This window comes from Streptococcus sanguinis SK49, from assembly GCF_000212815.1.
Classification (GTDB): domain Bacteria; phylum Bacillota; class Bacilli; order Lactobacillales; family Streptococcaceae; genus Streptococcus; species Streptococcus sanguinis_C.
In genome coordinates, this window is the sequence record NZ_GL890986.1 from 36,703 (window position 1) to 57,773 (window position 21,071).

Genomic DNA, 21,071 nt, shown 5'->3' on the forward strand with positions numbered 1-21,071 from the left:
CTAATCCTCCTTTAGTACATATTCTTCAATAGCCCAAGCCACTGCATCCTCATCATTAGTCATAGGTGTCACCACATTGGCTGTTTCTTTGACGATGGCTACTGCATTCTGCATAGCCACTCCCAGACCAGCCCACTCAATCATAGACAGATCGTTGGCTTCATCACCACAGGCCATGACCTGACTTCTCTCAATGCCTAAATGGGCAATCAGTTTCTCCAAGCCATTAGCCTTATGAACATTTTTAGGGGACCACTCCAGCAGCATTTCTCTAGATTTGAAAATCTCATAGCGCTCAAATAATTCTGGAGAGATTTGCTCAATAGCCGCATCCAGTGGTTCTTTAGCATAAGCGGTGACACATTTGTTATAAGTCTGCTGGCTGGACAAATCACTGAAATCAATAGGCTCAAAGGTCAGAGCTGGATTGAACTGAGCATAAAGCGAATCTTGATCGGATTGAATCTGATAGACCAGTCCTTCGCAGATAGCATCAAGAGGGATATGGAGCTTGTCTGTCTCCTCGTAAATCCGAGCCACATCATCATAAGAAAAGACTGTTTTATCAAGGATTTCTCCAGTATTGCGCTGAACAAGACCACCATTAAAAGTAATGGTGTACTCATCCTCTCGACCGTCTGTTCCCAGCTCATGCAGGAAAAAGTCCATGGCCTTGAGGGGACGACCAGTCGTCAAAACTACCTTAACTCCCTTATCCTGAGCTGCTTTTAGAGCTGCTAAATTGCGGTCAGAAATCTTCTTGTCTGAATTTAAAAGAGTTCCATCCAAGTCCAGAGCAATCAGTTTTATATCTGCCATTATAATCCCTCCATGTAAGTGATAACCGACTGAGCATCATGGTGACCGATGACTTCCTTGGCCACTTCTAAAATCTCAGGGCGAGCATTTTCAGTCGCGATCGGATAGCCAGCCACCTGCATCATGTGCAAATCGTTGAGATTATCACCAAAAACCATAACCTGAGAAAGATCTATGTCTAGCTTCTTAGCCAGCTCAACAATGGCAACGCCCTTATCCACATGGTCCAGAACGATGTCAATGGACTTATAGCCAGTTGTCATGGCCTTGACTCCATCGATATTCTCATTGACCCAGGCTTCACCAGCTGCGACTTGGTCCTCAGCAAAATTGGTCGTAAACTTGAAGATTTCATCGTCGATATCAGCCAGGCTAGCTACTTTTTGAATATTTTCATTATAATGAGCACTGAAAGAAAGATAGGTCGGATCCACAGTCTCCAAGACATAGCAGGCACGTTTGCCTGTCAAAAGCAGCTCGTTGACATTGACATAGGGAGATTCCTGCAGCTTATCAAAAACCTTGAGATAAAAATCCCTTGGCATGGTTGCCTCATAGAGATCCTCTCCATGAAATTCCACCAAACTGCCGTTTTCAGCAATAAAAATAATCTCATTGCGCACTTCCTCAAACAGCTTTTCCAGCGACAAGAGGGCGCGCCCGCTGGCTACAGCAAAATACATGCCTTTTTCTTTGAAGCGAGCCAAAACTTGCTTGAGACGGTCCATATCAAACTGACCTTTACTGTCTAAAAAGGTGCCATCCATATCCGTTGCTACTAATTTTATACTCATTTTACATACTTTCTAAATCTTTTAACTTGACCGAGACAATCTTGGAAACGCCAGATTCCTGCATGGTAACTCCGTAAATAGAGTCTGCAGCTGACATGGTTCCCTTACGGTGAGTAACCACGATGAACTGACTGTCCTTGTCAAAGCGATTGAGATAATCCCCAAAGCGTTTAACATTGGCTTCGTCCAGCGCTGCTTCCACCTCATCCAAGATAACAAAAGGAATGGTCTTAACGCGGATGATAGAGAAGAGCAGAGCCAAAGCCGACAAGGCCTTCTCGCCACCGCTCATCAGATTAAGCGACTGGATCTTCTTACCCGGTGGCTGCACGGAGATTTCTACACCAGCCGTCAGCAAGTCTCCCTCCGTCAATATCAGGTCTGCAGAACCACCGCCAAACATCTGACAGAAAGTCACCTTGAAACTTTCACGAATGGCTTCAAAGGTTGATTTAAAGCGTTCCTTAACTTCGTCATTCATCTCTTCAATCGTCTCTAAGAGCAAATTTTTAGCTGATAGGACGTCGTCTCGTTGCTCGTTGAGGAAGTTCAAACGGTTGCTGACTTCTTCAAACTGCTCAACTGCTTCCAGATTGACTGGACCTAAAGCTCGAATGGCTTTTTCCAGATCCTTAACTTGGCTTTCAGCAGCTGATAAACTTTCTAACGGACGAGCCTGGCTGCTTGCTTCATCGAAGCTCATCTGATAGTCATCTGTCAGATTGCTTGCCAGACAGCGCATGACATCCATGAGCTTATCCTTTTCTGCCTCTGCCTTGGCCTGCCGGCGAATCAATTCTTCATTTTGATGGCGGGCTTGCTCCAAACGACTGGCAATATCGTCAGACTGACCTTCTAGATCTTCAAGCTCAAATTTCAGACGAATCAGTCTTTGATCTAGCTCAGTCTTTTCTTGCTTGGCTGTCTCTAATTGCTCTTCCATGATTGTAATATCCACTTTCTGCAAGCTGGACTGCTCCTTTTGCTCCATCAAGAGTTCCAAGGTCGCCTGCTCTTTTGCAAGGCTGGCTTTTTCCTCGGACAGACGCTCCAAGTCATTCTTTTCAAAGCGTTGGTTGGAGGTCAACTCTGTTCGCTGGAGCTTGAGTTCAGCTAGACGAGAGGAAAGCTTGTCAAAACGAGCCTGAACTGCATCTTTGTTCGACTTAACCTGCTCTATTTCTGCAGTGATGTCTGCTTTTTCTTGCTCAATCTCAGTCAAGCGGGTCTGCAGTCGGTCTTTCTCTTCTGAAATATCCAAAGCAGATTGACCAGCCAACTCCTGTTCCTGTAGATTTTTCAGACTTGTGAGCTCTTCTACACGCTTGGCTAACTGTTCATAGGCCAAATTAGCCTTTTGCTCAGCCAAGCGAGCCTGCTCACCGTCTGTCTTGATTTGTTCCAATACCTGCTTAGCCTGACTTAGCTGGTTTTGCAGAATTTGCACCGCTTCTTCCTGCTCTTTCAAGCTGACATTTTTCTGCTTAATCTCTTCAAGCAAAGCATCTAGCTCCGGCTTGATAAAGATAGTATTGTTGTTGCGGTTGGCACCACCAGCATAAGATCCGCCAGTCCGAAGCTCTGTTCCATCCAAAGTCACCATACGAACTTGATAGCGCACTTGGCGAGCTGCTGCTCTGGCATGCTCCACTGTATCAAAAATAGCAGTCGTTCCCAGCAGATTTTGAAAAATGCTGTCTAACGATGACTCATAGCTGACCAAGGAAGAAGCCAGTCCCAGAAAACCAACACTTTTTTCAATCGTAGCACGGTTATGGTCAGGCAGCTGACGCGGCTTGATGGTTGTTAAAGGCAGGAAGGTTGCCCGGCCAGCCCGATTTTTCTTCAGAAATTCGATAGCCCGAGTCGCAGCCGCCTCATCTTCTACGATGATATTCTGACTGCTGGCTCCCAACGCAATTTCCAGCGCTGTCTGATAGTGGGGATCGAAGCTGAGTTTTTCGCTGACTGCTCCAACAATGCCACCCAGTCGGCCAGCTTCCTGCAGCACACTCTTGACCCCAGCATAGAAATTGCTGTGATTTTTGAGAATGGCTTCCAAACTATTAGAACGTGCCTGCTTGTTTTTGAGGTCGTCCAAAAGTTCAAACATCTTAGTCTGCTGATGTTTATAATCAGCCTCTAGCTTCTCTACCAACTGAACCTGACTCTGGTAATCTGCTAGTAGAGTCTTGAGGGCTTGGCGAGCAATTTCCAACTCCTCCAAACCAGCCTGTTCCTGAGTCTGACTAGCCTCCAAATCAGCCTGCAGCTTTGCAAAGTCTGCCTTCTTGCTCTCAGCCAATTTAAGCTCACTAGCCAGCTGACTCTCCAGAGAAGTCAAGTCATTAGAAAGATTTGCCTCTTCCTGCATGAGCTTGACATACTGCTCACGCAGATGCTCAATCAGCTGATCCGGATCATCTGAAAAGTCTGCTAATTCTGCTTCCAAAGCAGCGATAGACTCCTCATTGTCAGTCAGTTGGGCAGCTATTTGGCTCAATTCAGCCTGCTTGTCTTCTATGTTGCTTTCTATCTGAGCCAGTTTTTCTGACAAAGCAGCCAAACGCTCTTCATTTTCCCGGCGGCTCGTCGCTGCCTGACTGGACTCCAACTTAGAAAGATCAATCTGACGCTCCAAATCACTGATTAAGCGGGTCAATTCCAGCAAACTAGCTTGATCATCAGACAAAGTTTGATTGAGCTCATGGCGCTTGGCCTTCAAGGTTTGGTTTTCAACTTCCAGCTCATCTCGCTTGCTGTAGTAGGCTGCCAGCTCCTGCTGGATATTCGTTAAATCTTCTTCAGCCTTGATCAACTTTTCCTTATTAGCTGTCAGCTGAGCGACCAAAACATCCAAGTAAAGCTCTCGGCGCTGGCCATCCAGACTCAAGAAGCGCTTAGCAGTTTCAGCCTGCTTCTCCAAGGGCTTGACCTGGCTCTCCAGCTCGTAGATAATGTCTTCCAGTCGATCCAGATTATCCTGGGTTTGACTAAGCTTGCTTTCCGTTTCCTTACGACGCGTCTTATACTTAAGCACTCCAGCAGCTTCTTCAAAGATTGCCCGACGTTCCTCCGGCTTGCTGTTAAAGATTTCCTCGACCTTCCCTTGGGAAATAATGGAGAAGGAATCTCGTCCCAGCCCAGTATCCATGAAGAGATCGTGGACATCGCGCAGACGGACTTTTTTGCCGTCAATCTTATACTCACTGTCACCGCTGCGGTAAATGTGACGCTCCACCCGAATCTCATTGGCAGCATCCTTGATAAATTGGTCGCTGTTGTCCAGAACCACTACCACTGATGCGTAATTTAGTGGTTTGCGGGTTTCTGTTCCCGCAAAAATCACATCGGGCATCTTGCCGCCCCGCAGACTTTTGACACTGGACTCTCCCAAGGCCCAGCGCAGGCTCTCCGTAATATTGGACTTGCCGGAACCATTTGGCCCAACAACCGCAGTCACTCCCTGATCAAAGACAACTTTAGTCTTGTCAGCAAATGACTTGAAGCCCTGAATTTCAATTTCCTTTAAAAACATGAAGAACTTTCCTTTTCAAATGCGTTTTTAGCAGCTTCCTGCTCGGCCAGCTTTTTAGAACGCCCCTGGCCTTGACCGGACTTGCGACCATTGATGAGAACGGCCACCTCGAAATTTTTGGCATGAGCCGGTCCTGTTTCAGAGACAACCTGATAGGCAATTTCCACATCACCATTAATCTGCAGCAACTCTTGCAGCTTGGTCTTATAGTCCGTCACCCGCTCAAAATCTCCCGCTTCCACCTTAGGAATCATGACTTGATAGAGAAAGCTTTTGACTGCTTCCACACCCTTATCCAAGAGCAAGGCACCTAAAAAGGCCTCGAATAAATCCCCTAAAATCGTATCACGATTCCGGCCGCCAGACTTCTCCTCACCGCGTCCCAGCTTGATAAATTGATCAAACTGACAATCACGGGCAAAGCCTGCTAGACTCTCCTCCCGAACAATCATGGAACGCAGCTTAGATAGATCACCTTCTGGTCTCTTAGGATACTTGGTATAAAGATACTCCGAAATAATCAATTGTAGAACAGCGTCTCCTAAAAATTCCAAGCGTTCATTGTGTGAAATTTTTAAGAGGCGGTGCTCATTGGCATAGCTCGTATGGGTAAAAGCCGTTTCCAACAAGGTCTCATCAGAGAAGACCAAGTCAAACTGCTCCAGCAATGCTTTTTTCAAATTTTCCATTACTATTTTAGATCATGCTGGCTTCAGCCAGATAAGCAGCATGACACCTTTTCCTTTCCAAAGATATACAGTCTCTATTATAACAAAAAACAGGCGCAAACGCACCTGCTGACAGTGATTTCTATTCCTTATCCGGAATTACTTTAAACAAATAATAGGTGATAAAAATGGTCAGACCCAACAGTCCAATCTTAACCCAAATAATAGGCGCTAGAAAAATGGAAATCCCCATCAAGATATAGATGGAAACGATGATCTTTTTTTTACGCTCCTTGGCAATCGTTCCCGTCTCTCGAAAATCTGCCACATAGATCTGGTACATCTTTGTATGATAGAGCCAATTCTCAAAGCGCTTGGAACTGCGTGAAAAGCAGGCAATGGACAAGAGAAGAAATGGTGTCGTCGGCAGGAGAGGCAGAAAAATCCCCAAAACTCCTAACCCTAAAGATAAGAGACCTACCACAAAGTAAATTGGTCGCATACAAGCTCCTTTGCAAAATAAAACCGTTACTTTTTAAATATATAATGGATACCGCACTAGAGCAATAAAACCAAACCTTTCGGTCTGGTGTTTAAATACTCGTCAAAGGCGTTGCGGTATCAGGCGAGGTATCATAGACCTGGAAATCGTGGCCGACTGCCATATCGGCTTGAGCCAGTTGATTGACCATGGTCATGTGAGCCAATTCCTTGATATTGTTTTCCTTGCTGAGATGCCCTAGATAGATTCGCTTGGTGCGATTGCCTAAAGTCCGAATCATGGTCTCTGCTCCGTCCTCATTGGACAGGTGACCCATATCCGAAAGAATCCGCTGCTTGAGACTCCAAGGGTAGGCACCGCTGCGGAGAATTTCAATATCATGGTTGCTCTCAATCAGATAGCCGTCGGCATTTTCGATAATCCCAGCCATCCGGTCACTGACATAGCCCGTATCCGTCAGCATGACAAAGCTTTTGTCATCCTTCATGAAGCGGTAAAATTGTGGACAGGCTGCGTCATGGCTGACACCAAAGCTCTCCACATCCAAGTCTCCAAAGGTCTTGGTCTTGCCCAATTCAAAGATATGCTTTTGACTAGCATCCAGCTTGCCTAAGTCCTTTTCCATAGCCTTCCAAGTGGCCTCATTAGCATAAATATCTAAATGATACTTGCGGGCCAACACTCCAACACCATGAATGTGATCCTTGTGCTCATGAGTCACTAAAATAGCATCCAAATCCTCAGGCTTGCGGTCAATTTCGCCCAACAAGCTAGTAATTTTTTTCCCTGATAAGCCAGCGTCAACCAGAATCCGCTTTTGGTCAGTTTCCAGATAGAAACAATTACCGCTTGATCCTGACGCCAGAATACTGTATTGAAATCCTTTAGTCATGTTTACTTTCTATATATCATCTTCATTATCCCAGTCGTCATCCCGGACGCCATCATTCTCATAAGGCAAGACAATGGTAAAGGTCGAGCCCACACCATACTCACTCTTAGCCCAGATAAAGCCCTGATGCTGCTTGATAATTTCCTTAGCAATGGCCAACCCCAGACCCGTTCCGCCCTGTGCGCGGCTGCGTGCCTTGTCCACTCGATAAAAGCGATCAAAAATCTTAGGCAGGTCCTGCTTGGGAATCCCCAGACCTTCATCCGCAATTGAGAGAATCAACTGCTCATCCGTTGTCTTGATGGAAACAGTAATGGTTCCACCATCTGGCGAATACTTGATAGCATTGTTCATGATATTATCAATGACCTGGGTCAGCTTATCTGTATCAATCTCTACCCAGATCGGTGTTATAGGATAATCACGGATAATCTCATATTTCTTAGTCTCGTCTTGATTTTTTATCTTGTCAAAGCGATTGAGGATAAAGGTGATAAATGCGGTGAAATTCGTCAGCTCCACTTCCAGATGACTGGTCTCGTTGTCGATACGTGACAAGCTGAGCAAGTCCGTCACCATCCGCATCATGCGGTTGGTTTCATTGAGTGATACCTTGACAAAATCTGGTGCTACCGGCTCAGACAAGGCTCCCTCATCCAGGGCTTCCAGATAGGACTTAACACTGGTCAGCGGAGTCCGCAACTCATGGCTGACGTTAGAGACAAAGAGGCGACGCTCCCGCTCTTCCTTGTCCTGCTCGGTCGTATCATGCAAGACAGCTACCAAACCAGAAATGAAGCCCGACTCCCGCCTTACCAAGGCAAAGCGAACCCGCAAGCTCAGATACTCACCATTTTCATCCTGAGAATCTATCGTCAGCTCAGGAACATTGGTAATCAGATCCCGCAAATCATACTCGTCTGAAATCGAAAGCAGATCCAAAATACTCATATTTTGGACCTCATCTCTCTTAACTCCCAACTGCTTGGTTGCCATATCGTTGATAGTGATGATCTGCCCCCGGCGGTTGGTCGCAAGCACGCCATCTGTCATATAGGACAGGATACTGGAAAGGCGTTTTGTTTCTTGCTCAAGGTTTTCATGTGTCAGTCGAATGACCTCTGAAAGATCATTGATACTGTTGGTCATATCTGTGATTTCTGGACTCCCTTGCATGTCCAGCACTTCAGAATAGTCCCCTGCAATCAAATCTTTAACCTTTTGATTAAGCTGCACAAGCTTTTGGTTATCACGGCGATTTTCCAATAAAAGCAAGGCAACAACTACAATGAAGCCGATAATAATGATAGCAAAGACGAAATCCGCAGAAATCACAAATTGTTTAATTGCTTCAATCATTATTTCTCATATAATAGCCAACTCCGCGGCGAGTCAAGATATACTCAGGCCGGCTTGGCGTATCTTCAATCTTTTCACGCAGGCGGCGGATCGTCACATCCACTGTACGGACATCGCCAAAATAGTCATAGCCCCATACTGTTTCCAGCAAGTGCTCACGTGTCATGACCTGACCGATATGTGTCGCCAAATGGTGAAGCAGTTCAAACTCACGGTGGGTCAGCTCCAGCTCCTTACCATGCTTCTTAGCTACAAAAGCATCTGGCAAAATCTGCAGTTCCCCAATGGTCAATTCGTTTGGGCCACTTTCTTCTACTTGGTTTTCCACAACAAGGTCTGCCCGACGAAGAAGTGCCTTGACACGCGCCTGCAGCTCACGATTTGAGAAAGGCTTGGTCACATAGTCATCAGCACCGATTTCAAGTCCGATAACCTTGTCAAACTCACTGTCCTTAGCAGACAATACAATAATCGGAACATTGCTGGTCTTGCGAATAGTCCGAGCAACTTCCAGTCCGTCCACTTCTGGCAACATCAAGTCCAGAATCAAGATGTCTGGCTGTTCTGCCTCAAACATTTCCAAGGCTTCCTTACCATCAAAAGCAGTCAAAACCTCATAGCCTTCTTTGGCCATATTAAACTTAATAATATCTGAGATTGGTTTCTCATCATCTACAACTAATATTTTCTTCATATGTTCACCTTAACATAAGATTGGGATTGAATCAACTCCATGATAGAAAAGTTGTGATATAGTCAGCTAAGTCGTCCTGCATCAATACGTGCAAAAGGCAATCTAGTTTGCCTAGCTAGACTCCCAATCCAATTTTATTTATTTATATAGTCTTATTATACCAAAGTTTTCTTAAAAAACACTAATTCAAGCCATTTTTATTCCACATTTGTAGAAAATGGACGATTCTCATCAAAAAAATTTCTCTCTGAATAAAAATAGTCATTTTTATTCAATTTGACAGTTTATTTATTCTATGGTAAAATCTATGTCATATTATCTAACACAAAGGAGAAAGATATGGCTTTAGTTGAATTTAAAAATGTCGAAAAGTATTACGGAGACTACCATGCTCTGCGCAATATCAATCTCAGTTTTGAAAAAGGGCAAGTAGTTGTACTGCTGGGACCATCTGGCTCAGGAAAATCTACTCTTATCCGTACAATCAACGCTTTAGAAGGTATTGACCAGGGAAGTCTGATTGTCAACGGCCACGAGGTCGTGAACGCTGCTGCCAAAGATCTGGTCAACTTACGCAAAGAAGTCGGAATGGTCTTTCAACACTTTAATCTTTACCCCCACAAAACAGTGTTAGAAAATGTCACTTTGGCGCCTATTAAAGTTCTAGGAATGGATAAACAAGAAGCTAAAAAAATCGCTCAAAAATATCTAGAATTTGTCAACATGTGGGACAAGAAAGACTCTTACCCAGGCATGCTGTCCGGTGGACAAAAGCAAAGGATTGCCATTGCCCGTGGATTAGCCATGCACCCTGAGCTTCTACTCTTTGATGAACCGACTTCTGCCCTGGACCCTGAAACAATAGGGGATGTTCTGGCTGTTATGCAAAAATTAGCCAAAGACGGCATGAACATGATTGTGGTCACACACGAGATGGGCTTCGCCCGTGAGGTAGCTGACCGCATTATCTTCATGGCAGACGGTGAGGTGTTAGTGGATACTACTGATGTTGATGCTTTCTTTGACAATCCTACCGAACCTCGCGCTAAGCAGTTTCTCAGCAAAATTATCAACCACGAGAGTGATAACGTGCTTTCTTAGAAAGGAGAAGAACTATGAAATTACAAAAAATACTCATCAGCCTACTCTTACTCCTTCTGACTCTAGGCTTAATCCATGCCGCTCCCGCACAAGCCGATTCCAGTACCAGCCAACAGGTCAAGGCTATCCAGAAACGCGGTGTTCTCAATGTCGGTGTCAAGCAGGATGTACCTAACTTTGGTTACCTAAACCCTGATAGCAATACATACAGCGGTCTAGAAATCGATATTGCAAAGAAAATTGCTAAGGAACTAGGCGTCAAAATCAACTACGTCCCAGTTACTGCACAAACACGCGGACCACTTCTGGACAATGGGCAAGTTGACATGGTCATTGCGACCTTTACCATCACAGATGAGCGTAAGGAAATCTATAATTTTACAACCCCTTACTACACAGATGCTTCTGGTTTTCTAGTTAATAAATCCAGCAAAATTACAGACGTCAAGGACTTGAATAACAAGACTATCGGCGTCGTCCAAGGCTCTATTACTCAAACCTTGCTGGAAGAAATCGCTAAAGAGAAAAAGCTCAACTTCAAATATGTGGAGTTAGGCTCCTACCCTGAACTTGCTGTTTCCTTGCGGGCTCACCGTATTGATGCCATTTCTGTTGACAAGTCCATCCTGACTGGCTATGTAAGTTCCAAGTCAAACATTCTGGATTACAGCTTCAAAAAAGCTGATTATGGTGTGGTAACAAAAAAATCCAATACTCAATTGAATGACTATGTAGATGGCCTAATCTCTAAATGGAAGGAAGACGGCAGTCTACAGAAACTTTATGACAAATATGATTTAAAACCATCTACTTCAACAGATGATTAGAAAGGAGACCCCATGAGTTTTAGTATTTTTTCTTGGCAGGCCTACTTTGCGGACTTTGGCAAGTTTTTCCAAGGATTCCTCTTTACCTTAGCTATTTCTATCGGTGCCCTGACCTTGGCTCTTTTACTAGGGATTTTCTTTGGAGCTATCAGCACTGGTAAGCATAAAGTTCTACGTGGTCTAGCTCGTGTTTTTGTTGAGTTTTATCAGAATACACCACTCTTAGTGCAATTTGTAATTGTCTTTTACGGTCTTCCGCTAGTCAGCAATTACACCATCATGCCCTCAATCTATTGGACTGCGGTTCTCTGTGTAGGACTGTACCACGGTGCTTACATCGCCGAAGTCATCCGCTCAGGTATCCAGTCCATTCCTCGCGGACAGACTGAAGCTGCACTCTCTCAGGGCTTTACCTATGTAGAAACCATGCGATACATCATCCTGCCCCAAGCTTTTCGGATTATCCTGCCACCGTTAATCAATCAGGTCGTCAATCTGATAAAAAACACTTCTACCGTCGCTATTATCTCTGGTATGGATCTGATGTTCGTGACCAAGTCTTGGTCTGCTCTGAACTCCAACTACATCCCAGCCTTTGCTGGAGCAGCTTTGCTCTACTTCCTCCTTTGCTTCCCAATCGCCAGCTGGGGACGTAAGGTAGAGGAAGCCAATAAACAAGCTTACAGCATCTAAGGAGGTCTCTATGGAAAATATTTTAAAAGTCTTAACCGCAAACAACCTCCTCTTTATCCTTAAGGGGCTCTGGCTGACGCTGCAAATTTCTTTCATTTCCATTGTCCTATCCACGATTTTTGGAACTATTCTAGCCGTCATGCGAAATGGAAAAACTAAACTGCTCAAGCTGATTGCCAGCATTTACATCGAATTTGTCCGTAATGTACCCAATCTGCTCTGGATTTTCACTATCTTTTTAGTCTTTCAGATTAAGTCAACGCCAGCCGGTATCATCAGCTTCACTGTCTTTACTTCTGCTGCTTTGGCAGAAATTATCCGAGGCGGTCTCAATGCCATTGACCCAGGTCAGACTGAAGCTGGCTTATCTCAAGGATTTACCCAGTTTCAGATTTTGCGTTATATCATCCTACCTCAGGCTATTCGGAAAATGCTGCCAGCCATCATTTCTCAGTTTGTCACAGTGATTAAGGATACCAGCCTTCTCTATTCTGTTATTGCGCTCCAAGAGCTCTTTGGTTCTGCTCAAATTCTAATGGGACGCTATTTTGAAGCTGAACAGGTCTTCGCACTCTATCTACTAGTAGCAGCCATCTATTTCCTGATTAACTTCGCTATTTCCAGCTTCTCGCGCAAGCTATCCCAACGCTGGGCTCAAGCTGCAGAATAAGTAGCTCAGATACAGATCAACTGTCCAAAAGTTGAGTTTACCAACTCAGCTTTTTTATTTTTAATATTTGTGGTAGAATAATATCAAAGGATAGACAAGGAGAACGATATGAAAAAACTAACATGGCTTTTCATCACTTTCTTAACAGTAATCTTTCTCAGTGCTTGTGGTCAGTACACTAGCTTCCAGGGAAAATGGAAGGCTCAGAAAGCAAATGGAGAGGACATTGACATTGTCTTCAATGACAAGACCGGCAAGCTAGGTGATAAAGAATTTCACTATAAGATAGATAAGTCAGGCTATCAAGATAATACCAAATATTACAGTATCACTGTCAGCGACACCTATCACTACACCATCCTTTTCCCAGATGATGATATGAAAATAGCTACTCTTCTAGAACCTGATGACCCGTCTAGCGACCCTCTCTATGGGGAAATGCTCTATGCCATGAACCGAAATGAGTATCCTGATTTTGATGATTATGTGGATAAATACTTGAATTAAAACTAGAAAGACCACTGATGTAATCAGCGGCCTTTTTATTACTCTTTTTTAAATAGTTTGTCAGCTAGAAAAACAGCATTTAGTACCCTAGGAAATCCGACGTAAGGGATGCATTGCAAAAAGCATTCTATAATCTTTTCGGGGGTTAAGCCAACATTTAAAGCCGCTTGAATATGTACTTCCAGCTGTGCTTCACAACCTCCCTGTGTCAAAAGGCTAGCAAGAGTGACGATTTCTCTCTCCTGTAGATTCAGTCCCTCCCGACTATAGATATCGCCAAAAGCAAATTCTACAATATAGTCTCCTAGATCGGGAGCTATTTCTTTCAGAGAGGAAATGACCTTCTCACCGCCCTCACCATCAATCTGATTGAGTCTTTCCAATCCACGTTCAAATCGCTTATTTTTCATTTGCATTTACCTCCTTAAACGATTACAATGTCATTATAAATCTTAGACCATACTCTAAGTCAAGAAATCAAAGGAGGTTTTTTATGAAAATCGGTCTATTTGCCCAAAAAGTGAATTTATCAACGCATACACTCCGATATTATGAGAAACGAGGATTGATTAAAGTTGATAGAGATCAAAGTGGTCAGCGTTCCTATGATGAGAACGATCTTGCTTGGGTTCAGTTTATTCAGCGTTTAAAAGATACGGGTATGCATTTGAAAGATATTCAGAGATATGCTGACTTACGCTACCAAGGTGATGGCAGCCTGAAAGAACGCTTAGAAATGCTGCAGAAGCACCGCAGCTTTGTTCAAGAACAAATTAAAAATTGGCAAATGTCACTTAAAAAATTAGATAATAAAATTGAATGGTATCAAGCAGAAATCAGGAATCTTCCTAAATAGTCTATAAACGAAACCCGAGCCAATTGCTCGGGTTTTATTGTTTTCCAATGAATTCTACTTTTCAACGCGTGATTTGCTGGCAATGTCTGCTAAGATCTGCTCTACAAATTCGTCTACTGATATTGTATGTGTTTCTTTTTGACCGTAGCGGCGGACATTGACAGTCCCGTCTTCTACTTCCTTATCACCAACGATGAGCTGATAAGGAATCTTGCTAGTTTGTGAAGCACGAATCTTGTACTGCATCTTTTCATTGCGCTCATCCACATCAGCACGGACACCCTTATCGCGCAGCTTCTTAGCCACTTGCCAAGCATAGTCAATATGGGCTTCGTTAGAAACAGGAATCAAAGTCACTTGATGCGGAGCCAGCCAAGTCGGGAAGGCACCCTTGTAATTTTCAATCAAGATGGCTGTGAAGCGCTCCATGGTTGAGATAACCCCACGGTGAATCATAACTGGGCGATGCTCTTCACCGTCAGCTCCGACATACTTGAGGTCAAAACGCTCTGGCAAGAGGAAGTCCAGCTGGATAGTTGACAGAGTTTCTTCATTTCCTAGGGCTGTTTTGACCTGGATATCGAGTTTCGGACCGTAGAAGGCTGCTTCTCCTTCTGCCTCAAAGTAGTCCACACCCATTTCGTCCAAGGCTGCTCGCAACATGGTTTGGGCATTTTCCCACATCTCATCGTTATCAAAATACTTATGCGTATCCTGAGGGTCTCGAAGAGACAGACGGAAACGATATTCTGTCAAGTTGAAGTCAGCGTAAACGTCGATAATCAACTGCAGCGCACGCTGGAATTCTTCTTGAATCTGTTCTGGCGTTACAAACAAGTGGCCATCGTTCAAGGACATTTCACGAACCCGCTGCAAACCAGTCAGGGCACCAGATTTCTCGTAGCGGTGCATCATGCCAATCTCAGCGATACGGATTGGCAACTCACGGTAAGAGTGAACATGGTGTTTGTAGACTTGGATGTGGTGAGGGCAGTTCATGGGACGAAGAACAAACTCTTCCCCATCACCCATATCCATGGTTGGGAACATATCTTCTTGGTAGTGCTCCCAGTGGCCAGAAGTCTTATAAAGCTCCACAGAAGCCAAAGGCGGAGTGTAGACGTGTTGGTAGCCGGAAGCCAACTCTTTATCAACGATGTAACGCTCCAACTCGCGACGGACAGTCGCACCATTTGGCAGCCAGAATGGCAAACCTTGACCCACTTCTTGAGAAATCATGAAGAGATCCAGCTCTTTCCCTAACTTACGGTGGTCGCGTTCTTTAGCTTCCTCCCGCATTTGCAGATATTTCTTCAGGTCTTTCTTGTCAAACCAAGCAGTACCATAGACCCGCTGCATCATAGCATTGTCGCTGTTCCCGCGCCAGTATGCTCCAGCTACGTTCAAGAGATGGAAGATTTGGATTCGACCTGTGGATGGAACGTGAGGCCCACGGCAGAGATCCACATATTCGCCTTGACGGTAGATGGTCAAACCGCCCTCATCTTCTGAGTGCTCTTCAATCAATTCCAACTTGTAAGGATCGTTTTTGAAAATTTCACGCGCCTCATCCTTGGTCACTTCCTCACGGATGGATGGGAAGTTTTCTTTGACGATTTTCTTCATTTCTTCTTCAATACGAGGCAGGTCTTCGTTAGAGATTTGACCAGCTTGATTGTCCGTATCGTAGTAGAAACCATCCTGAATGGCAGGACCAACGCCCAAGTGAATATCTGGGAAGAGACGGCGAGCTGCTTGCGCAAACAGGTGGGCTGCTGAGTGACGCAAGATATCTAAAGCATCTTCGTGGTCAGGTGTCACGATTTCAATGGCACCGTCTTCAGTGATGGCACGAGTCGTATCAATCAATTTGCCGTTGAATTTACCAGCCAAAGCTTTTTTAGCTAGGGAATTGCTGATAGATTGAGCAATTTCAAAAGTTGTAACGCCAGATTCGAATTCACGAACAGCGCCATCTGGGAAAGTAATCTTAATCATGAGTTTTCTCCTTTAATATCTATTCTATTTATATTGGACAATTTAAAGATTCGAGCAATCTCTTCCGCAGTCTGCTTTTCTGATTGACGACCATCTGTCATGAGACTAGAATAACCTAATTTCATCGCTTCCTTACGAACCATTTGAGCAAAAAGAATGTCTCGCTGCATCCAGTTTTCAAAAGCTTGCTCAGGATTGGTTGTTCCCTCTAAGACATAAGGAACCCATTCTCTCTGTCTATAATGCTTTTTCTGAAAATCAGCTGTCGGAGTCAAGCATAGATAGGAAGACGCTGGCCATTCAAGCTCCTTTACCAAGTGAGGCAAAAGTCCTGCCCCCTCAACCAAGAGTGGTCTATCTTGATTTTTTATCAAGTAAGATTTTACATAAGGAAAAATCTCTTCATAAAAGCGCCATTCTTCATCTGCCATCTCTTCTGGATTTCTCATCCAGATTTGTTCCGGATTTCTGTCCTGTCTAAGAAGGCAAATCGGCTGTGAGTCTGCACTTGCTTGACTCATCATCTCGTCTACCAAATCATCCAGCTTGATATGAAGCAGCTGATACTGTCTAGCAAGAAGTGAAGCAATTGTTGACTTCCCACTACAAGGCGATCCGCCAATCATATAAAGCACCATTCTCCCTCCTTCTGACAAAAGAAAAACGACATCCATAAAAGGACGTCGCAACGTGGTTCCACCTTCATTTATGCAAGTCAAAAGACTCACACCTCGAATCGGCTCTAACGTAGCCACCGTTTTATGTTTGCATAAAAGCTAACAGAGTAGTCCCAACTGCATCCTCTACGCGATTTCCAGCTCCACGCGCTCTCTAAAAGATTTCCTGCAGGTGATATGTCTCTAGAAAACATTATAGCACGATTGGAAAAATTTGCAAGAGCTATTGTCCATCAAAACCAGAAAAATGATTTAGAGCCTCTTGACTCAAAGTGGCAGCTTGACGTTTTTTACGGTATTGCTCTGCCAACAGCATTCCTCCCAAAGAAAGGAATAACAAGACATGAATATCCCTAGCATTATAAAGCGTGGAAGTGATTGGATTATAAATCTTGTCTCCTGAGTAAAAAAGTCCGTCAAAAAAGTTTTTGAATAGATAATAATACTGAACCCCTGGAATCAAAAGAAGAAAGGACAGTGAAAAACCTTGCATCCGAGTATTTATATAAACAATCACTGCACCAATCAAAGGAAGCAGCACAGCATAATAAAATAAATTAAGATTAGAAAGCCAGTTCAAATCGCTTCCCATACTTTCTGTATTATTTATAAAATATTGCCAAATTTGTTCCCAAATCAAACCCGAACCAACGACAATGCCATAGAACAAAAGCAACAAAGGCAGCTGTTTGAGATATTTTTTCATAAGATTTCTCCTCTATTTCTAAACAAAACCTTACATAAATAGCTATCGCCATAATGATGCAAGTCATGTTTTTATTCTAATAATTTAGTTATATTCCTTATTTTTTTCACTTGCTTACTCGAAGCTTTGAGGATACGAACGGAGCCGTTGATTGGTAGAGAAATGACTTTTCCAGGCAGATAGGCCACTGTCTTGGCCAGACGCTTGGCAGCACTTTCCTCTGGGCTAAGCTCATTATGGAAGTCCTTGGAAATAGTTAAATCCAGATAAAACTCATAGACTCTGCGACCAAAATTCTCCGCTGAAATCTCGTAGAGCTTGCCTGCTAACTTCTGCTCATCCATATCAGGCGTCGCAATAATTGCCTCTAAAATAGCACCTGATAAATCTCGCTCTTGGTAATAAAGGGTTCCAAAAATCTTGTCACTGATAACATTATCCAGATAAGGATTTCCATGGGCAATAATCGGTGTGCCGCTGGCTAAGCTTTCTAAGTAAGTCAGACCTTGGGTCTCGCTGGTTGAGGCAGATATAAAGAAATCCGCAGCTTTATAGTAAAGGGCTGTATCACTAGGAGCAATCATCCCCGTAAAGATGACAGCTTCTTCAATCTGAAGCTTGGCAACCAGTTCTTTCAAGTCTTCCGCATAGGGACCGTCGCCGACAATGACCAACTTGACTTTGTCATTTTCTTCAAGGACGGCAGGCATCGCCTCAACGATAGCCTGGATATTCTTTTCATAAGAAATTCGCGACAGGCTGAGCAGCATTATCTCATCTTCAGCCAGTCCTAGCTTGAAACGCAGCTTTTTGATATCCTCACGCGAAATTTCCGGTCGCTCAAACTTCGCCAGCTCAATCCCTGTCGGAATCACCCGTTTTTCTGCTTCGATTTTATAATCAACCAAAAGGTCATAAACAATCTCGCTAGGGCAAATAACCCCATCCAAGTCACTCATGAAGCCACGGACGATATACTTGACCATGCTAGGACGAATGACCATCCCCTTGGCAATATAGTGCACATAATCTTCATACTGGGTATGGTAGGTATGTACTACCGGAATCCGTAGCTCTTTAGCAATCCAAATCCCCAGCAGCCCTAGTGAAAACTCAGTCTGAGTATGGATAATATCCAGCTGGTACTGACGAGCAATTTCCAGTGCATGAGAAAATCCTCGGTAAGCCACTCTTCGATCCTTAAAGGCAAAGAAAGGTACGCTGGGAATCCGAATAATCTGCCAATCCTCATAGCGATTGACATCCTTGTCCGTCGTTGTAAAAATAAATACCGTGTGACCTAATTTTTCCAGCTCCGTCTTCAAAGTCCGAATACTGGTAGCAACCCCAGAGACCTGAGGAAAATAGGTATCTGTAAAAAGACCAATACGCATCTTACATCTCCAAAACTGTTTGATAAGCCTTAACTAACTGATCTGCAACATCGTCAATAGACCGGCTTTTAGCCACCTGATAGCCTGCTTCGCGCTTGTCCACCTTTTTATCTAAGACATTTCTCAGAGACTGGACAAACTCGTCTACGTTATGACAGAGCTCGGCTGAACGCTCATCCACCCAGCCATGATAAACTGGAATATCGCGCAACACAACATTCTGCTCACTGGCCAAGGCTTCCAGGACAACAATTCCTTCAGTTTCCTCATAGGACGGGAAAAAGAAGGCATCTGCTCCAGACATGGCTCCCTGGAAAACCGCTCCCTTAAAATAACCAGGGAATTCGACATTATCAGGGTGGTCAAAGAGAACCAGCCGACGAATCTTGCGCGGAATCAGCCAGAGATTGATAGAGCCCAGCCAGATAAAGCGTACATCTGGCATCCTGCGGGCAACCTCTACAAAGTCCTCAATCCCCTTGCGGCGGAAATAAAGGCCAGCACAGACGACCACCTTCTGCCCCTCTTCAATCTTGAAATGTTTTTTAAATACTTCTTCCTTATGAGCATCTTTCTTATACTTAGGCAGGTCAATACCGTTTGATACAGCCACTATAGGAGTAGTGACCCCATAAGACTGGATCAGCTGCTTGGAATACTCCGATGGCGTGATAATGAAATCTGCCTTTTTATACATGTGCGTCAGGTATTTACCAAAGAGTGGGGCAAAGAGATTGGATCCAATAAAGGAGTTTTCAAAGTCCTCCTTGGTCGAATGCCCATGCATAATCACTTTTTTATTGCCCCTCTTGGCAGCATGGAGGAGAAGCAAGCTACGGGGACCATAGGTATTGATGTGGACCACATCATAATCTCCTAAAACGTCCGTCGTATAAGGAATCCCAGCCAAATCCAAGGCATGCATCTGATGCTGGAGGGCTCGGCCGATTCCTGATTTCTCCAAAACGGACTTTCCTTCAAGATACAGTAATACTTTCATACTTCCTATTATACCGAAAATCAAATAAAAAGGAAAACCACAAGGGCAACTGAGGTAAAAAATCCATCCAAAGCCTGATAGCATATAGAAAACGCTCTAGCTGAACGGAAACACAAAAAAGCTGAGGTACTATACCTCAGCCTCGCTTCATAATCATGAAACTCCATTAAAGCAGTCATTGACTTAGTCTCTTCAGACGCTTTTCAAGTTCAGAGAAGTTCCTAATCAGACTTGCAGAACACCGCTTATTTCCGAGTTGATTTACGCTCGCTAATGCTGTGAGCCAGGAGAACTTCGCGTTCTTCCAATTCTTCCTTATGCATAATCTTAGTCAGCATGCGCATACTGATAGCGCCGATGTCATAGAGGGGCTGACCGATTGTGGAAAGGTTAGGACGAGTGAAACGAGCTACTTGCGAATCATCACTGGTAATGATTTCAAAATCTTCTGGAACTTTGATGCCTTGATCAGACAGACCATTTAAGAGGCCTGCTGCCAGTTCATCTCCTGTGACAAAAGCTGCAGTTGCTTTGGAAGCAACGACACGCTCCGCCAAGTGGTAGCCATCATCATAAGAATATTTAGATTCAAAAACCAAGCCTTCGCTATATGAAAGTTTCTTGTTCTTCAAGCCATCTTTATAGCCTGATAGACGGATTTTACCGTTGATATCATCTACGAGCGGTCCGCTTACAAAGGCAATTTTCTTATTGCGCTTAGCCAGTAATTCTACAGCATCAACCGTTGCTTGCTTGTAGTCAATATTAACGCTCGGAAGCTGATGCTCCACATCGACAGTACCCGCCAAAACGACCGGTGTGCGTGAACGTGAAAACTCTGAGCGAATTTTCTCTGTCAGATGATAGCCCATGAAAATAATGCCATCCACCTGCTTAGAAAAGAGCGTATTAACAACGGATACTTCCTTATCATCGTCCTCATCACTGTTAGCCAAGACAATGTTGTATTTATACATCTCGGCAATATCATCAATCCCTTTTGCCAAGGTTGAGAAATAGCTATTGGTAATATTTGGAATGACAACGCCGACGGTTGTAGTCTTCTTGCTGGCTAGTCCACGTGCTACTGCATTTGGACGATAGTCAAGACGATCAATGACCTCTAAAACTTTTTTACGTGTGTTTTCTTTGACGTTCTTGTTTCCATTCACTACCCGACTGACTGTCGCCATCGAAACTCCCGCTTCACGGGCGACATCATAAATGGTTACTGTGTCGTCTGTGTTCATATAGTTTCCTTTCTTCTATTGAAAATATCGTTTTCACTTTCCTACATTCACCATTTTATCACTTCTTGTAAACACTTTCAAGTATTTTGATAAGTTTTTGAAAAGTCTTGCTTTTTTTGACATTTT

At 44.0% G+C, this 21,071-nt stretch carries 21 protein-coding genes; 6 read left to right on the forward strand and 15 right to left on the reverse strand.

Annotation, left to right across the window (positions count from 1 at the left end; all coding sequences use genetic code 11):
* The 8 genes from HMPREF9380_RS03180 to yycF form a co-directional block, all read right to left on the reverse strand.
* Entirely contained in the window at positions 1 to 819 is an 819-nt protein-coding gene (locus HMPREF9380_RS03180) for a Cof-type HAD-IIB family hydrolase (RefSeq protein WP_004192867.1), read from the reverse strand.
* Positions 819 to 1,613, reverse strand: a complete 795-nt coding sequence (locus tag HMPREF9380_RS03175) for a Cof-type HAD-IIB family hydrolase (RefSeq protein ID WP_004192870.1) — start codon at positions 1,611 to 1,613, stop codon at positions 819 to 821. Before HMPREF9380_RS03175 ends, HMPREF9380_RS03180 begins: the two co-directional genes overlap by 1 nt.
* Position 1,614: 1 nt before the next feature.
* On the reverse strand, positions 1,615 to 5,151 hold the full coding sequence (smc, locus tag HMPREF9380_RS03170) for a chromosome segregation protein SMC (RefSeq protein ID WP_004192872.1): 3,537 nt from the start codon (positions 5,149 to 5,151) through the stop codon (positions 1,615 to 1,617).
* Positions 5,142 to 5,840 (reverse strand): ribonuclease III, encoded by a 699-nt coding sequence (rnc, locus tag HMPREF9380_RS03165; protein ID WP_002903151.1) that lies wholly within the window; start codon positions 5,838 to 5,840, stop codon positions 5,142 to 5,144. The genes smc and rnc overlap by 10 nt, the downstream gene beginning before the upstream one ends.
* A 121-nt stretch (positions 5,841 to 5,961) precedes the next feature.
* On the reverse strand, positions 5,962 to 6,321 hold the full coding sequence (locus HMPREF9380_RS03160) for a DUF454 family protein (RefSeq protein ID WP_004192874.1): 360 nt from the start codon (positions 6,319 to 6,321) through the stop codon (positions 5,962 to 5,964).
* Between the two features lie 91 nt (positions 6,322 to 6,412).
* Complete coding sequence (locus HMPREF9380_RS03155) at positions 6,413 to 7,213, reverse strand: MBL fold metallo-hydrolase (RefSeq protein WP_002913382.1); 801 nt, start codon at positions 7,211 to 7,213, stop codon at positions 6,413 to 6,415.
* Between the two features lie 9 nt (positions 7,214 to 7,222).
* Positions 7,223 to 8,572 (reverse strand): cell wall metabolism sensor histidine kinase VicK, encoded by a 1,350-nt coding sequence (gene vicK / locus HMPREF9380_RS03150; RefSeq protein WP_002899938.1) that lies wholly within the window; start codon positions 8,570 to 8,572, stop codon positions 7,223 to 7,225.
* Complete coding sequence (yycF, locus tag HMPREF9380_RS03145) at positions 8,565 to 9,266, reverse strand: response regulator YycF (protein WP_002894937.1); 702 nt, start codon at positions 9,264 to 9,266, stop codon at positions 8,565 to 8,567. The genes vicK and yycF overlap by 8 nt, the downstream gene beginning before the upstream one ends.
* Positions 9,267 to 9,605: 339 nt before the next feature.
* Here yycF and HMPREF9380_RS03140 point away from each other — a divergent pair, with 339 nt between their 5' ends.
* The 5 genes from HMPREF9380_RS03140 (at position 9,606) to HMPREF9380_RS03120 (ending at position 13,064) form a co-directional block, all read left to right on the forward strand.
* Positions 9,606 to 10,367 carry an amino acid ABC transporter ATP-binding protein gene (locus tag HMPREF9380_RS03140; protein ID WP_009659238.1) on the forward strand — a complete coding sequence of 254 codons (762 nt, stop codon included), beginning with the start codon at positions 9,606 to 9,608 and terminating at the stop codon, positions 10,365 to 10,367.
* A gap of 14 nt (positions 10,368 to 10,381) precedes the next feature.
* Positions 10,382 to 11,194: a transporter substrate-binding domain-containing protein gene (locus tag HMPREF9380_RS03135; protein WP_004192877.1), complete on the forward strand. Its 813-nt coding sequence runs from the start codon at positions 10,382 to 10,384 to the stop codon at positions 11,192 to 11,194.
* Between the two features lie 12 nt (positions 11,195 to 11,206).
* Entirely contained in the window at positions 11,207 to 11,887 is a 681-nt protein-coding gene (locus tag HMPREF9380_RS03130; protein WP_004192879.1) for an amino acid ABC transporter permease, read from the forward strand.
* Between the two features lie 10 nt (positions 11,888 to 11,897).
* The gene (locus tag HMPREF9380_RS03125) at positions 11,898 to 12,557 is read left to right on the forward strand and encodes an amino acid ABC transporter permease (RefSeq protein WP_004192880.1); all 660 of its coding nucleotides are present in this window, start codon (positions 11,898 to 11,900) and stop codon (positions 12,555 to 12,557) included.
* 108 nt (positions 12,558 to 12,665) lie between these two features.
* Positions 12,666 to 13,064, forward strand: a complete 399-nt coding sequence (locus HMPREF9380_RS03120; protein ID WP_004192882.1) for a hypothetical protein — start codon at positions 12,666 to 12,668, stop codon at positions 13,062 to 13,064.
* A gap of 38 nt (positions 13,065 to 13,102) precedes the next feature.
* Here HMPREF9380_RS03120 and HMPREF9380_RS03115 read toward each other — a convergent pair whose 3' ends face one another.
* Positions 13,103 to 13,480 carry a carboxymuconolactone decarboxylase family protein gene (locus HMPREF9380_RS03115; RefSeq protein WP_002899930.1) on the reverse strand — a complete coding sequence of 126 codons (378 nt, stop codon included), beginning with the start codon at positions 13,478 to 13,480 and terminating at the stop codon, positions 13,103 to 13,105.
* Between the two features lie 77 nt (positions 13,481 to 13,557).
* Here HMPREF9380_RS03115 and HMPREF9380_RS03110 point away from each other — a divergent pair, with 77 nt between their 5' ends.
* The gene (locus HMPREF9380_RS03110; protein ID WP_004192884.1) at positions 13,558 to 13,920 is read left to right on the forward strand and encodes a MerR family transcriptional regulator; all 363 of its coding nucleotides are present in this window, start codon (positions 13,558 to 13,560) and stop codon (positions 13,918 to 13,920) included.
* 54 nt (positions 13,921 to 13,974) lie between these two features.
* Here the strand turns inward: HMPREF9380_RS03110 and thrS are convergent, their stop codons facing one another.
* The 6 genes from thrS to ccpA all read right to left on the reverse strand — a co-directional run bounded on the left by thrS (position 13,975) and on the right by ccpA (position 20,945).
* Positions 13,975 to 15,918 (reverse strand): threonine--tRNA ligase, encoded by a 1,944-nt coding sequence (gene thrS / locus HMPREF9380_RS03105; protein WP_004192887.1) that lies wholly within the window; start codon positions 15,916 to 15,918, stop codon positions 13,975 to 13,977.
* A complete protein-coding gene (locus HMPREF9380_RS03100; protein WP_032907643.1) occupies positions 15,915 to 16,556 on the reverse strand; it encodes an ATPase AAA in 642 nt (213 codons plus the stop codon). The genes thrS and HMPREF9380_RS03100 overlap by 4 nt, the downstream gene beginning before the upstream one ends.
* 262 nt (positions 16,557 to 16,818) lie before the next feature.
* The gene (locus HMPREF9380_RS03095; protein WP_004192892.1) at positions 16,819 to 17,301 is read right to left on the reverse strand and encodes a hypothetical protein; all 483 of its coding nucleotides are present in this window, start codon (positions 17,299 to 17,301) and stop codon (positions 16,819 to 16,821) included.
* Positions 17,302 to 17,372: 71 nt separating this feature from the next.
* Entirely contained in the window at positions 17,373 to 18,695 is a 1,323-nt protein-coding gene (locus HMPREF9380_RS03090) for a glycosyltransferase family 4 protein (RefSeq protein ID WP_004192894.1), read from the reverse strand.
* A gap of 1 nt (position 18,696) precedes the next feature.
* Positions 18,697 to 19,695 (reverse strand): LTA glycolipid anchor biosynthesis glycosyltransferase, IagA/BgsA family, encoded by a 999-nt coding sequence (locus HMPREF9380_RS03085; protein WP_004192896.1) that lies wholly within the window; start codon positions 19,693 to 19,695, stop codon positions 18,697 to 18,699.
* A 245-nt stretch (positions 19,696 to 19,940) separates the two neighbouring features.
* On the reverse strand, positions 19,941 to 20,945 hold the full coding sequence (gene ccpA / locus HMPREF9380_RS03080) for a catabolite control protein A (RefSeq protein WP_004192897.1): 1,005 nt from the start codon (positions 20,943 to 20,945) through the stop codon (positions 19,941 to 19,943).
* Between the last annotated feature and the right edge of the window lie 126 nt (positions 20,946 to 21,071).

Bases quoted from the DNA above. Each gene is read 5' to 3' on its own strand.
- yycF (WP_002894937.1), bottom strand. From the start codon at position 9,266: ATGAAGAAAATATTAGTTGTAGATGATGAGAAACCAATCTCAGATATT.
- HMPREF9380_RS03180 (WP_004192867.1), bottom strand. From the start codon at position 819: ATGGCAGATATAAAACTGATTGCTCTGGACTTGGATGGAACTCTTTTA.
- HMPREF9380_RS03160 (WP_004192874.1), bottom strand. From the start codon at position 6,321: ATGCGACCAATTTACTTTGTGGTAGGTCTCTTATCTTTAGGGTTAGGA.
- HMPREF9380_RS03155 (WP_002913382.1), bottom strand. From the start codon at position 7,213: ATGACTAAAGGATTTCAATACAGTATTCTGGCGTCAGGATCAAGCGGT.
- HMPREF9380_RS03115 (WP_002899930.1), bottom strand. From the start codon at position 13,480: ATGCAAATGAAAAATAAGCGATTTGAACGTGGATTGGAAAGACTCAAT.
- HMPREF9380_RS03095 (WP_004192892.1), bottom strand. From the start codon at position 17,301: ATGAAAAAATATCTCAAACAGCTGCCTTTGTTGCTTTTGTTCTATGGC.
- HMPREF9380_RS03100 (WP_032907643.1), bottom strand. From the start codon at position 16,556: ATGGTGCTTTATATGATTGGCGGATCGCCTTGTAGTGGGAAGTCAACA.
- rnc (WP_002903151.1), bottom strand. From the start codon at position 5,840: ATGGAAAATTTGAAAAAAGCATTGCTGGAGCAGTTTGACTTGGTCTTC.
- HMPREF9380_RS03135 (WP_004192877.1), top strand. From the start codon at position 10,382: ATGAAATTACAAAAAATACTCATCAGCCTACTCTTACTCCTTCTGACT.
- HMPREF9380_RS03125 (WP_004192880.1), top strand. From the start codon at position 11,898: ATGGAAAATATTTTAAAAGTCTTAACCGCAAACAACCTCCTCTTTATC.
- HMPREF9380_RS03130 (WP_004192879.1), top strand. From the start codon at position 11,207: ATGAGTTTTAGTATTTTTTCTTGGCAGGCCTACTTTGCGGACTTTGGC.
- thrS (WP_004192887.1), bottom strand. From the start codon at position 15,918: ATGATTAAGATTACTTTCCCAGATGGCGCTGTTCGTGAATTCGAATCT.
- HMPREF9380_RS03140 (WP_009659238.1), top strand. From the start codon at position 9,606: ATGGCTTTAGTTGAATTTAAAAATGTCGAAAAGTATTACGGAGACTAC.
- HMPREF9380_RS03110 (WP_004192884.1), top strand. From the start codon at position 13,558: ATGAAAATCGGTCTATTTGCCCAAAAAGTGAATTTATCAACGCATACA.
- smc (WP_004192872.1), bottom strand. From the start codon at position 5,151: ATGTTTTTAAAGGAAATTGAAATTCAGGGCTTCAAGTCATTTGCTGAC.
- HMPREF9380_RS03175 (WP_004192870.1), bottom strand. From the start codon at position 1,613: ATGAGTATAAAATTAGTAGCAACGGATATGGATGGCACCTTTTTAGAC.
- HMPREF9380_RS03085 (WP_004192896.1), bottom strand. From the start codon at position 19,695: ATGAAAGTATTACTGTATCTTGAAGGAAAGTCCGTTTTGGAGAAATCA.
- HMPREF9380_RS03090 (WP_004192894.1), bottom strand. From the start codon at position 18,695: ATGCGTATTGGTCTTTTTACAGATACCTATTTTCCTCAGGTCTCTGGG.
- HMPREF9380_RS03120 (WP_004192882.1), top strand. From the start codon at position 12,666: ATGAAAAAACTAACATGGCTTTTCATCACTTTCTTAACAGTAATCTTT.
- vicK (WP_002899938.1), bottom strand. From the start codon at position 8,572: ATGATTGAAGCAATTAAACAATTTGTGATTTCTGCGGATTTCGTCTTT.
- ccpA (WP_004192897.1), bottom strand. From the start codon at position 20,945: ATGAACACAGACGACACAGTAACCATTTATGATGTCGCCCGTGAAGCG.